The following is an 11,356-nucleotide window of genomic DNA, read 5'->3' as shown; positions in this document are numbered from 1 at the left end:
GCTCTGGATTGCGCTGCTCTAGAGGTGGCGCAATCTTCTGGCCTGATGCAGGGTTCACCGTCTGGAGAAGACGAAATTCAAGGAAGCCGCCGGACAGGCCTTGTCCGGCGGCTTCTTTATGCGCAAATCTGCACATACAACTCTCACCCGCTTGTGACTTCCGCTTGATGGAGGTTGGGGGGTAGGTTGCAGACCAGACCCGCTTCTCATGCCCCAAAGACACCATGCGCAACACACAAGTCCATCATCGGCATACAGTGACATCCGCCTTCTGGCTCACCGTCAGCCTTCTGGTTGCAGGTACCGCATTGGCGGGCGACATCTCGTCTCCGAAAGGCGTGGTGGAACTTTTTACGTCGCAAGGGTGCTCCTCCTGTCCGCCCGCCGATGCCGCCCTGAAGCAGATCGTCGATCAGGGAGATGTGGTGGCGCTGTCTTACCACGTCGATTACTGGAACTATCTTGGCTGGACCGATACGCTGAGCTCCAAGGAAAATACGGAGCGCCAGTATGGCTATGCGCACAGCATGGGCCGCAGCGGGGTCTATACGCCACAGGCCATCATCAATGGTCGGGCGCATGTCAAAGGCACCGATGTCGCAGCAATCAATGGGAAGATCAGCCAGTTGCACGGCGAGGGCCAAGGCCTGACCGTTCCGATCACGGCCCGAATGAATGGCGAGGAAATGGAAATCTCCATCCCGGCCGGCGAGGGTCGAGCAGACGTGGTTGTCGCCTACTTCACCAAGAAGGAGGCAGTCACCGTCGAACGTGGCGAGAACAGCGGGCGCCAGATGGAATACTGGCATAATGTCTATGATGTTCAGACAGTGGGCATGTGGGAAGGCAAGGATCTGAAGATCACCCTGCCTGCCAAGGCCATGGGTCGCTCCAAGAAGGATGGATGCGCGATCCTTCTCCAGGCATCGGGGCCGAAGGGCGAACCTGCTGCGATCATGGGTGCCGCCGTCTTGATGGCAGGACGAAAGCGTCCCCAATAGCGATACCTTTGCAGAAAAAAAGGTCCGGCCCGAAGCGTCGGGGGCTGGGGGTAAGGTCAACGCCTGGGACCGGACCTGATGGCGCTGTGCGCCAACTGCATGACACCAATCTGGCGCGCGATTCGGGCGCGGGTTTGTTCGAATTCAGGCGGAAAACGGCATTTAAGAAAAAACAAATAATGCGGATAGCAGCGCTGAAACTCCGTCGGGGAGAATGCGTTAGCCTGTCGAACGCGCTTGCTTTTTGGCAGGCGTAGGGCACACTGTCACGCAGCCGTCATCAAAAACGGCCTTGGATTGAGGAGCTTTGATGAGCGATCAGCCAGAGACAGCAGGGCGGCTTTCCAGTTCGGATGGCGCCAACGTGATCGAACTCAACCAGTACCGGCAGAGCACTGACGCCGTCCCCGTGATGTTCCATCGCCGGGAACTGGATGCCATCTTGAGAATTTACGGTCGCATGGTCGGAGAGGGTGAGTGGAAGGACTACGCCATCGATCAGTTGCGGGATCGGGCAGTCTTTTCAGTTTTCAAGCGTTCGGGGGAGATGCCCCTGTACCGGATCGAGAAGAATCCCAAGCTCGCGGCCAAGCAAGGCGCCTTCAGCGTTACCAATACGCATGGCATGATCCTGAAGCGTGGCCATGACTTGCAGCAAGTCTTGAAAGTCTTCGACAAGGTATTGAAGCTGATCGACTAAAGCATGTCACGCAAAAGTGTGCAGCGGTTTTGCGAAAACGACATGCGATAAAACAAAGAGTTAAAGCGTCAGGAGCGAATCTGAAAGATCGCGACAAGCTTTAGAACGTCAGCCCCCGAAAAGTGTACCAGGATAGGCGCCAAGATCCGGCGGTGTTGTGGTGCCAGCCCCCAGTTCCCGCTGCATGAAGACCGTATCGAGCCACTGGCCGTGCTTGAACCCGGTCCCTTTCATGGTTCCAACCATTTGGAAGCCGAGCGCTGCATGCAGGCCGGCAGAGGCAGAGCTTGCGCCGCCGATGACCGCTGCCATCTGCCGGAACCCGAGACCTGTACAGCGTTCAATGAGTTCCTTCAGGAGCACCTTGCCTAAGCCGCGACCTCTGGCGAGGGGCGAGAGGTAGATCGAATCCTCGACCAGCCAGCGATAGGCAGGACGGGTCCTGAAAGCTGAGGCATAGGCGTAGCCGAGAAGCGTGCCGTCGGCATCTTCGGCCACCACATAAGGATACCCCTTCTCAGTTATCGCCCTGAAGCGCTGCAGCATTTCCGCCTCGTCTGGAGGCGTGATCTCGTAGCTGGCGCTGCCGTTCAGGACGCTATCGCGATAGATGTCTGTGATGGCGGGTATATCGGTGGGGCTCGCGTCGCGCAGATGATAGGTCATATCAGTTCAATCCGGATAAGGTCTTGCCTTGATAAGATCCATCGAGACTGAACTGCAACAAAAAAGGCGAGCCGAAGCCCGCCTTTTAAATCCAGAATGCGCCGAACTATTATTCTGCAGCACCTTCCGAAGCTGCTGCAGCGGCGGCTTCTGCTGCTGCCTTTTCGGCGGCGAGAGCCTGTGCTGCTGCAACCTTTTCAGCTTCGATACGTGCACGCTCTTCAGCAGCGGCAGCGCGTTCAGCTTCGTTGAGCTTGCGGGCGCGAGTGTTGGTGTTCTCGACGATACGCGCAGACTTACCGCGACGGTCGCGCAGGTAGTACAGCTTCGCGCGACGAACTTTACCGCGACGAACGACTTCAACGCTGTCGACCAGCGGAGAGTAAACCGGGAATACGCGCTCGACGCCTTCGCCGTAGGAGATCTTGCGAACGGTGAAGCTCTCGTTGATGCCGCCGCCGGAGCGAGCGATGCAAACGCCTTCATAGGCCTGAACACGGGTACGGTTGCCTTCGCGAACCGTTACGTTGACGCGGAGCGTATCGCCCGGGGAGAATTCCGGCAGCTTGCGCTTGGCTTCGATCTTGGCAGCCTGTTCGGCTTCCAGCTGAGCAATGATATCTGTCATGTTAACCTCTAGGTTCTTCTGAAACGACCAGAGCGCTCGACATCGGACCTTCGGACTTGCCTTGGAGCCGTGCTGTGAACCAAAAGAGGGAGTTCACAAGCAGGAGCGGATTCGCCATTCTTTGTTACGGTCAACGGGAGAAACTCCCATGTCCGCGTGGGCCTTTACACCACCAATCGCCATTTGTCACCCCTGTCGCGCAGGAATCTGAATTCAAGATCATCCTGATATGGCCTTGCAGCACGACCCAGCAACCGATAAGCCGCTCGATCATCAGGTTGCAAGGGAGGGCACCGGGTGTCGATTTCAATTATTGTCTTGCTGTTTGTATCCGGTTTTCTATCGGGAGCGGTCAACGCCATTGCAGGTGGCGGCACATTCCTGACCTTTGGCGCGCTGACACTTGCAGGCCTGCCGCCGATTTCGGCCAATGCGACCTCGTCCATCGTGCAGTTTCCCGGCTATGTGACATCGACGCTTGCCTACAAGACCGAGTTGATGAAACGCTGGCGAAGCGCCGTCGCCCTGACCATTATTTCGGCGGTCGGCGGGCTCGCGGGCGCCCTCATCCTTCTGGCACTCGACAATCCGTCGTTCCGCGCCATGGTGCCTTGGCTGCTGGCGGCGGCAACGGCCATCTTTGCGACCGGTCCGCTCTTGAAGCCCAAAGCGTCTGCGGAACGAACCGGCACATCACCGTCCTCGGCCATTGGCCAGTTTCTGACCGCAATCTATGGCGGTTTCTTCGGTGCAGGCATGGGCATCATGATGCTGGCCGTGCTGGGCCTGACAACCGGCGGAAGCTATCATCACCTCAACGCGCTGAAGAACCTGCTCGCCATGGTGATTGCCGCTGTCGCCATCATCGTCTTCGTCGGCGGCGGCGTCGTGGGCTGGGCGCAGGCCGTGATCATGATTCCCGCAGGCGCTGCCGGTGGCTATGCGGGGGTCTGGCTCGCGCGGCGGGTTCCCCAAACCATCATGCGCATGCTGGTGGTTGCTGTCGGCACAGCGCTGACGATCTATTACTTCGTCACAGGCTGAGCGTCTTGCTTTAGGAGATCGGGCCTGCGCGCCTTCGTAAGCGCCAGTGCCTGTTCATGGCGCCATTTGTCGATCGCGGCATGGTTACCGGATGTCAGCACGGACGGGATGGCAACGCCTTCGAATTCCTGCGGTCGCGTGTAGTGCGGATGTTCCAGCAAGCCAGTCTCAAAGCTTTCATGCGTGCCGGACAATGCATTGCCCATAACACCGGGCAGAATGCGCACGACGGCATCCAGAACGGTCAAGGCCGCCGGTTCGCCGCCGGACAGGATGTAATCGCCGATCGAGACCTCTTCGAGCTGGCGACCGTCGATAACCCGCTGATCCACCCCCTCGAAACGACCGCAGACGATGACGACGCCCTCGCCTACCGCCAGCTCTCGCACCCGTTCTTGAGTCAACGGCTTGCCACGCGGACTCATCAACAGGCGCGGACGCGAATCCTGAGCGAGCGAATCGATGGCTTGCGCCAGAATATCCGGCTTCAACACCATGCCTGCGCCGCCACCGGCTGGCGTATCATCCACCGTGCGATGTTTGTCTTTGGCGAAATCGCGGATCTGAACCGCTTCCAGCGACCAGTCGCCCCGCTCCATGGCCTTGCCGGAGAGGGAATAACCAAGATGGCCGGGAAACATTTCAGGATAGAGCGTGAGAACCGTTGCGTGGAACGTCATGACCCAGGCTCAGTCCCGCTTCTTTTTCGGCGGTGACTTCTTCTCAGAAGCATCCGGCTTTCCATCGGGAATCTCGCCCTTCAGATCCTCGTCCTCCGGCAGATCGATCAGACCGGCGGCAACCGGATCGACCAGAAGTTTCCCATTTTCCAGATCGATTTCCAGCACAGCGGCTTCGGTGAAGGGAATAAGCGTCGGGCGCTTGTTGGGTGCCTTCAGCTCAAGGAGATCGCCAGCACCGAAGTCGAAAACGCTGCTGACCACACCATAACTGATGCCATCGGCATCGACCGCCTCGAGGCCTTCAAGATCGGCATAGAAGAACTCATCATCATCCAGTTCATCATCGGGCAGTTTTTCGCGATCGATGAAGAGCTCCAGCCCGTTCAGCGCTTCGGCGGCATTGCGATCATTGATGCCGCGAAAGCGCACGATGACGACATTTTTGGCTTCCCGGATTTCCAGAATTTCGAAGACCCTGCCATCCTCGCTGTGAAGATTGCCATAATCACCCAGCGCCAGCGGATCTTCCGTGAAGGAGCGCACCCGCACTTCACCGCGCAAGCCCTGCGCCGCACCGACGGTCGCCATGAGGATGGGGTTTTCGAGCTTTGCCATGGTTTTATCCTGCCTGTCTTCGTCACTGCTCTAACCCGGATCAATGATCTTGAAAACACAAAGACCGGAAAAACAAAACGGACGACATGTCGCCATGCCGTCCGTTCTGTCAAATCTGAGGTAGACGCTTATTCAGCAGCGGCTTCAGCAGCCTTCTGAGCCTTCTCGGCAGCGCGCTCCTGAGCCTTCTTGCCCGGCTTGCCCTTTTCAGCGTTGTTGCGAGCAGCGCGCTCTGCAATGCCAGCTTCTGCCATGAAGCGCAGAACGCGGTCGGTCGGCTGTGCGCCCTTGGCAACCCAGGACTTGATGCCTTCAACGTCGAGCTTCACGCGCTCAGCATTGTCCTTCGGCAGCATCGGGTTCCAGGAACCGAGCGTTGCGATGAAGCGGCCATCGCGCGGCGCGCGGGCATCGGCGACAACAACGTGGTAGTAAGGACGCTTCTTGGAACCACCACGGGCCAGACGGATCTTCAGGGACATTTCAAACTCCTTCAGTTTTTTCGGTAAGGGCCGTCTTCTTCGACGGTCCTGTTGTGTTTCAGGCCGCGCTCAGGCGGTCTTTTCAGTGACACCGCCGTGTTCGGCAGCAATGGCTTCATGATGACGGATGACTTCCTTGATGATGAAATTCAGGAACTTCTCCGCAAAATCCGGATCGAGCTGCGCATCCTTGGCAAGGCGGCGCAAACGCTCGATCTGGTATTCCTCGCGCGCCGGGTCTGCCGGCGGCAAATCGAACTGGGCCTTCAGAATGCCCACTTCCTTCGTGCAGCGAAAACGCTCGGCCAGCATGTGCACAAGTGCCGCGTCGATGTTGTCGATCGACTGGCGGTACTTTCCGAGCTGTTCTTTGACCTTTGGATCAACCATGGCTTTGAACGTCTCCCCTCACTTCTTTTTCGGAAAGCCGGGAAGACCCGGCAGGCCACCCAGACCCGGAAGTTTGCTGCCCAATCCTGGCATACCGCCGGAAAGACCCGGCATCGAACCCGGCTTGAAGCCTGCGGCTTCCGCTTGCTTTGCCAGCGCTTCCAGCTGCTTGGGGTCCATTTGCGACAGATCAGGCATACCGCCCATACCACCACCAAGGCCACCAAGACCCATCTTGCCGGCCAGACCGCCCATCATCTGTTTCATGATGCCGCCTTTGCCCTTGCCACCCATAGCCTTCATCATGTCCGCCATCTGGCGGTGCATCTTGAGAAGCTTGTTGATTTCGGCGGCATCGGTGCCGGAGCCGGCGGCGATACGCTTCTTTCGGCTGTGCTTGAGAAGATCGGGATTGGCGCGTTCGGCCTTCGTCATCGACGAGATGATGGCAAGCTGGCGGTCAAACACCTTGTCGGTCATGCCGGACGCTGCGAGCTTGTCCTTCATGCCCGCCATGCCAGGCATCATTCCCATGATGCCGCCCATGCCGCCTAACGATTTCATCTGCTTCAGCTGCTCGGCCAGATCGTTCAGGTCGAACTTGCCCTTGGCCATCTTTTCGGCCATGGCGCGCGCTTTTTCGGCGTCGATATTTTCGGCGGCCTTTTCAACCAGCGAAACGATATCGCCCATACCGAGAATGCGGTCGGCGATACGGCGCGGATGGAACTCGTCGAGTTCCGACATCTTTTCGCCGATACCGATGAGCTTGATCGGCTTGCCGGTGACAGCACGCATGGACAGAGCGGCACCGCCGCGGCCATCGCCATCCATGCGGGTGAGAACGAGGCCGGTAATGCCGACGCGTTCATCGAAGTTACGGGCGAGGTTGACGGCGTCCTGACCGGTCAGCGAGTCCGCGACCAGCAGAATTTCGTGCGGCTTGGAGCGGGCCTTGATCTCGGCCATCTCCGCCATCAGCGGCTCGTCGATATGCGTACGGCCTGCCGTGTCGAGAATGACGACATCATGACCGCCGAGCTTGGCAGCCTGGACGGCGCGAGAGGCGATATCGGTCGGCGACTGGCCAGCAATGATCGGCAAAGTATCGACGCCCGTCTGAACGCCCAGCTGACGCAACTGCTCTTGCGCTGCCGGACGGCGCGTATCGAGCGAGGCCATGAGAACTTTCTTGCGGTCGCGATCCGTCAACCGCTTGGCAATCTTGCCGGTCGTCGTGGTCTTACCCGATCCCTGCAAGCCTACCATCATGATGACGACCGGCGACGGTGCGTTCAGGTCGATCGAAACGCCTTCCGAACCCAGCATCTCGATGAGTTCGTCGTGAACGATCTTCACGACCATCTGGCCGGGCTTGATCGACTTCAGGACGGAGGCACCAACGGCCTTTTCACGAACGCGATCGGTGAAGGAACGAACGACTTCCAGCGCCACGTCCGCTTCCAGAAGCGCACGGCGAACCTCGCGCATGGCCGCCGAGACATCCGCCTCGGAAAGCGCGCCACGGCCGGTCAGTCCACTCAAGATGGAACCAAGACGGTCCTGGAGGTTTTCGAACATCGTTTCATCCTTCTTGACGTTGCACAGTTCTGACTGGTGCAAACGTCGGGTCTTTGCCGCCGAAAAACAAGACGCAAAGCCAAACGACACCCGAGGGCGCCACGCGCTGTCGGGTGTTGACCTCCGGGATCTCTTTATACCTTTACGGGTCCCGGTCGGCGGCTAAAGTTCTTGAAACTTTCAGCAGATGGCGGGCTTAAACAGCAACTGGCCCGCAAAGTCAAGGCTGCCGGGGGTTTTTGCCATCTAGACCTGTCTGCACAATCAACCGACTGTGATGCCGCTGATCCGACATGCCAGCCTATCGTAACGCTTCTTGATAGGTTCAACCGGGATACTTATAGATTTTATTATGAAGCGACGCAATTTCCTGAAATGGTCAGCAATCGGCAGTCTCGCGCTTTTGGGCGGCGGGCTTGCAGCAGGGAGAGCCATGGCAGCCAACAAATATTATACGGGGCCGGTGTCCGACCATTTCGACGGAACGCGCTTCTTCAATCCCGGCGGCGAAGCGCCCAAAGGCTTTCTCAACCTTCTGAAATGGCGCTTCAACGGCAAGAGCATAGACTGGCCTGATGCCTATCCAAGCCCGTTTGCAGGCGCAAAGCCTGAAAAGCGGGTGACAGGGAACCGGATGGTGGTGACCATGGTCGGCCATGCTTCCATGCTGATCCAGGTTGCTGGCTTGAACATCCTGACCGACCCCGTCTGGTCGGACCGTACCAGCCCCGTGTCATTTGCAGGCCCGAAACGGGTGAACGAGCCGGGCATCAGGATCGAAGATTTGCCGGCTATCGATATCGTCATCGTCACCCACAATCACTACGACCACCTCGATATCGATACGCTGAAGCGTATCCACGCCGCCCATCGTCCGCGCTACATCACGCCTCTGGGCAATGACAAGATCTTCGGCCCGGAACTGGATGATCCGCGCATTACGGTCATGGATTGGGGCTCGAAGGATTATGTCGGCAAGAATGTGTCGATCCACTGCGAGCCTTGCCATCACTGGTCGGCCCGCGGGCTTGGCGACCGCAGCATGGCGCTGTGGGGTGCTTTCGTGATCGAGACACTGGCGGGCAAAATCTACCACGTCGGTGATACGGGCTTCCATGAGGGCATCAACTACAAGGCGGCGCAGGAAAAGCATGGTTCTTTCCGTCTCGCCATTCTGCCGATCGGCGCCTATGAGCCGCGCTGGTTCATGAAAGCACAGCACCAGAACCCGGAAGAAGCGGTTGCTGGAATGCAGCTCGCCAAGGCTTCTTACGCCATTGGCCACCACTGGGGTACGGTAAAGCTCACCGATGAAGGCATTGAGGAGCCGCTGGCGGCACTGCGCAATGCACTTGCAGCAGCACAGATCAAGCCGGAGCGGTTTCGTCCGCTTCGCCCGGGCGAAGCCTTCGACGTGCCGGAAGCGTAAGACCCTACATATGTTAGAATATTTCAATCTTTAAGCGATGTAAAAATTTTATGATCGCGAAAGATGCATCGTTGACTCTTGCCGTGCTTGGCTTCAGAATCCTGCGCATTCACCAGGGGTGTCCCGCAAGGGGCTGAGATTCCGCTGGGCTTGGCTTTTAGAGGCCAAGCAGCGCGGTGACCCGTTGAACCTGATCCAGTTCATACTGGCGTAGGGACGGTGCACGCGCGATTTCTACAGGGCCATGTCTGCCTTGTCTCGGCGTCTATCCATCTTTCCGGCTGACGTGACTGGATCTCCAAACCTTAAACCTTGGAGTTCCACGATGAACATTGCCCCGAATTTTCCCCGACTCGATGTGACAACTGGGCCGCTTCCCGCTTCAACCAAGATCCATGTGAGCGGCGAACTGCACCCTGACATCCGGGTGCCGCTTCGCCAGATTGCCCTGCACCCTACTTCCGGCGAACCACCGGTGAACGTCTACGATTCATCCGGCCCCTACACTGATCCGGCTGTCGCAATCGAGATCGAAAAGGGCTTGCCGCGCCTGCGGGAAAACTGGGTGGCGGCGCGGGGCGACAACGAGCTTTACGACGGACGCAGGGTGAAGCCGGAAGATAACGGCTTTGCCAGCGGCGAGCGCCTGACGCCCGCCTTCCCCGTCCAACCAAGGCCTCGCCGCGCCACGGGCGGCAAAGCGGTAACGCAATTGGCTTACGCGCGGGCGGGCATCATCACCCCGGAAATGGAGTTCGTGGCGATCCGCGAAAATCTTGGGCGGCGGGCCCTCAAGGAAAAACTGGAACGCGACGGCGAAAGCTTCGGAGCCGCCATTCCCGACTACGTGACGCCGGAATTCGTGCGGCAGGAAGTGGCGCTGGGTCGCGCCATTATTCCCGCCAATATCAACCACCCGGAACTGGAGCCGATGGCGATTGGCCGCAACTTTCTGGTCAAGATCAACGCCAATATCGGCAATTCCGCCGTCACCTCCTCCATGGCCGAGGAAGTGGAAAAGATGGTCTGGGCCATCCGCTGGGGTGCCGATACCGTGATGGACCTTTCTACGGGCCGGAACATTCACAACATTCGCGACTGGATCATCCGCAATGCGCCGGTTCCGATTGGTACTGTGCCGCTCTATCAGGCGCTGGAGAAGGTGGGCGGCATTGCCGAAGACCTGACCTGGAACGTGTTCCGCGATACGCTGATCGAACAGGCGGAACAGGGCGTCGATTACTTCACCATTCATGCAGGCGTTCGGCTTCACTACATTCCGCTCACCGTCAGTCGTGTGACGGGCATCGTTTCCCGCGGCGGCTCCATCATGGCCAAGTGGTGCCTGCATCACCACAAGGAAAGCTTCCTCTACGAGCATTTCGAGGAGATCTGCGACATCTGCCGTGCCTATGATGTCTCCTTCTCGCTGGGCGATGGCTTGCGTCCCGGCTCTATTGCCGATGCCAATGATGCCGCACAGTTTGCAGAACTGGAAACACTCGGCGAATTGACGAAGATCGCCTGGGCGAAAGACTGCCAGGTGATGATCGAAGGTCCAGGCCATGTTCCCATGCACAAGATCAAGGAAAACATGGACAAGCAGTTGAAGGTGTGCGGAGAAGCTCCCTTCTACACGCTTGGGCCTCTGACGACGGACATCGCCCCCGGCTACGACCACATTACCTCCGGCATTGGTGCGGCTATGATCGGCTGGTACGGCACCGCCATGCTGTGCTACGTCACGCCAAAGGAACATCTGGGCCTGCCCGACCGGGATGACGTGAAGGTAGGCGTCATCACCTACAAGATTGCCGCCCATGCAGCCGATCTCGCCAAGGGACATCCGGCAGCACAGGTGCGTGACGATGCACTTTCCCGTGCACGCTTCGAATTCCGCTGGGAGGATCAATTCAACCTCTCGCTCGATCCGGAAACCGCCCGTTCCTATCACGACGAGACCCTGCCGAAGGAAGCACACAAGGTGGCGCATTTCTGCTCCATGTGCGGGCCGAAATTCTGCTCGATGCGCATTTCGCACGATATTCGTGCCGAAGCACAAAAGGAGGGGCTGGAAGCCATGGCGGCGAAATTCCGTGAGGGCGGCGATCTGTACATGCCTGTTGCGGAATAAGGA

At 58.5% G+C, this 11,356-nt stretch carries 12 protein-coding genes and 1 riboswitch; of the genes, 5 read left to right on the top strand and 7 right to left on the bottom strand.

Annotated features, from left to right (window positions below; genetic code table 11):
- The first annotated feature begins 224 nt into the window (after positions 1-224).
- Both G6N80_RS12140 and G6N80_RS12135 read left to right on the top strand, forming a co-directional pair.
- Complete coding sequence (locus tag G6N80_RS12140; RefSeq protein WP_082547284.1) at positions 225-1,001, top strand: DUF1223 domain-containing protein; 777 nt, start codon at positions 225-227, stop codon at positions 999-1,001.
- Positions 1,002-1,311: 310 nt separating this feature from the next.
- Positions 1,312-1,701 carry a DUF2794 domain-containing protein gene (locus G6N80_RS12135; RefSeq protein WP_165134066.1) on the top strand — a complete coding sequence of 130 codons (390 nt, stop codon included), beginning with the start codon at positions 1,312-1,314 and terminating at the stop codon, positions 1,699-1,701.
- A 108-nt stretch (positions 1,702-1,809) separates the two neighbouring features.
- On the opposite strand, the gene G6N80_RS12130 is transcribed toward G6N80_RS12135, so the two are convergent.
- On the bottom strand, positions 1,810-2,367 hold the full coding sequence (locus tag G6N80_RS12130) for a GNAT family N-acetyltransferase (protein ID WP_062556161.1): 558 nt from the start codon (positions 2,365-2,367) through the stop codon (positions 1,810-1,812).
- 109 nt (positions 2,368-2,476) lie between these two features.
- Complete coding sequence (rplS, locus tag G6N80_RS12125) at positions 2,477-2,995, bottom strand: 50S ribosomal protein L19 (RefSeq protein ID WP_062556162.1); 519 nt, start codon at positions 2,993-2,995, stop codon at positions 2,477-2,479.
- A gap of 297 nt (positions 2,996-3,292) precedes the next feature.
- On the opposite strand from rplS, the gene G6N80_RS12120 reads away from it, so the two are divergent.
- Positions 3,293-4,039: a sulfite exporter TauE/SafE family protein gene (locus G6N80_RS12120; protein WP_165134063.1), complete on the top strand. Its 747-nt coding sequence runs from the start codon at positions 3,293-3,295 to the stop codon at positions 4,037-4,039.
- On the opposite strand, the gene trmD is transcribed toward G6N80_RS12120, so the two are convergent.
- The 5 genes from trmD to ffh all read right to left on the bottom strand — a co-directional run bounded on the left by trmD (position 4,021) and on the right by ffh (position 7,790).
- A complete protein-coding gene (trmD, locus tag G6N80_RS12115) occupies positions 4,021-4,719 on the bottom strand; it encodes a tRNA (guanosine(37)-N1)-methyltransferase TrmD (RefSeq protein WP_165134060.1) in 699 nt (232 codons plus the stop codon). The two genes, G6N80_RS12120 and trmD, sit on opposite strands and share 19 nt — an antisense overlap.
- A gap of 9 nt (positions 4,720-4,728) precedes the next feature.
- Entirely contained in the window at positions 4,729-5,337 is a 609-nt protein-coding gene (rimM, locus tag G6N80_RS12110) for a ribosome maturation factor RimM (RefSeq protein WP_165134057.1), read from the bottom strand.
- A gap of 128 nt (positions 5,338-5,465) precedes the next feature.
- Positions 5,466-5,819, bottom strand: a complete 354-nt coding sequence (gene rpsP / locus G6N80_RS12105) for a 30S ribosomal protein S16 (protein WP_062556166.1) — start codon at positions 5,817-5,819, stop codon at positions 5,466-5,468.
- Between the two features lie 69 nt (positions 5,820-5,888).
- Entirely contained in the window at positions 5,889-6,209 is a 321-nt protein-coding gene (locus tag G6N80_RS12100) for a chorismate mutase (RefSeq protein ID WP_062556167.1), read from the bottom strand.
- Between the two features lie 18 nt (positions 6,210-6,227).
- Complete coding sequence (ffh, locus tag G6N80_RS12095) at positions 6,228-7,790, bottom strand: signal recognition particle protein (protein WP_165134055.1); 1,563 nt, start codon at positions 7,788-7,790, stop codon at positions 6,228-6,230.
- A 352-nt stretch (positions 7,791-8,142) separates the two neighbouring features.
- Here ffh and G6N80_RS12090 point away from each other — a divergent pair, with 352 nt between their 5' ends.
- Together G6N80_RS12090 and thiC are read left to right on the top strand one after the other, a co-directional pair.
- Positions 8,143-9,219, top strand: a complete 1,077-nt coding sequence (locus G6N80_RS12090; protein ID WP_165134052.1) for an MBL fold metallo-hydrolase — start codon at positions 8,143-8,145, stop codon at positions 9,217-9,219.
- Between the two features lie 104 nt (positions 9,220-9,323).
- A riboswitch (TPP riboswitch) is annotated at positions 9,324-9,454 on the top strand.
- Positions 9,455-9,544: 90 nt separating this feature from the next.
- The gene (thiC, locus tag G6N80_RS12085; RefSeq protein WP_165134049.1) at positions 9,545-11,353 is read left to right on the top strand and encodes a phosphomethylpyrimidine synthase ThiC; all 1,809 of its coding nucleotides are present in this window, start codon (positions 9,545-9,547) and stop codon (positions 11,351-11,353) included.
- Positions 11,354-11,356 lie beyond the last annotated feature (3 nt).

The sequence above is a fragment of the Rhizobium rhizoryzae genome, assembly GCF_011046895.1.
Lineage (GTDB): Bacteria > Pseudomonadota > Alphaproteobacteria > Rhizobiales > Rhizobiaceae > Neorhizobium > Neorhizobium rhizoryzae.
This window is presented reverse-complemented; position numbering and strand designations above follow the sequence as displayed.

Bases quoted from the DNA above. Each gene is read 5' to 3' on its own strand.
- G6N80_RS12140 (WP_082547284.1), top strand. From the start codon at position 225: ATGCGCAACACACAAGTCCATCATCGGCATACAGTGACATCCGCCTTC.
- G6N80_RS12130 (WP_062556161.1), bottom strand. From the start codon at position 2,367: ATGACCTATCATCTGCGCGACGCGAGCCCCACCGATATACCCGCCATC.
- rplS (WP_062556162.1), bottom strand. From the start codon at position 2,995: ATGACAGATATCATTGCTCAGCTGGAAGCCGAACAGGCTGCCAAGATC.
- G6N80_RS12090 (WP_165134052.1), top strand. From the start codon at position 8,143: ATGAAGCGACGCAATTTCCTGAAATGGTCAGCAATCGGCAGTCTCGCG.
- thiC (WP_165134049.1), top strand. From the start codon at position 9,545: ATGAACATTGCCCCGAATTTTCCCCGACTCGATGTGACAACTGGGCCG.
- rimM (WP_165134057.1), bottom strand. From the start codon at position 5,337: ATGGCAAAGCTCGAAAACCCCATCCTCATGGCGACCGTCGGTGCGGCG.
- G6N80_RS12135 (WP_165134066.1), top strand. From the start codon at position 1,312: ATGAGCGATCAGCCAGAGACAGCAGGGCGGCTTTCCAGTTCGGATGGC.
- G6N80_RS12100 (WP_062556167.1), bottom strand. From the start codon at position 6,209: ATGGTTGATCCAAAGGTCAAAGAACAGCTCGGAAAGTACCGCCAGTCG.
- rpsP (WP_062556166.1), bottom strand. From the start codon at position 5,819: ATGTCCCTGAAGATCCGTCTGGCCCGTGGTGGTTCCAAGAAGCGTCCT.
- trmD (WP_165134060.1), bottom strand. From the start codon at position 4,719: ATGACGTTCCACGCAACGGTTCTCACGCTCTATCCTGAAATGTTTCCC.
- ffh (WP_165134055.1), bottom strand. From the start codon at position 7,790: ATGTTCGAAAACCTCCAGGACCGTCTTGGTTCCATCTTGAGTGGACTG.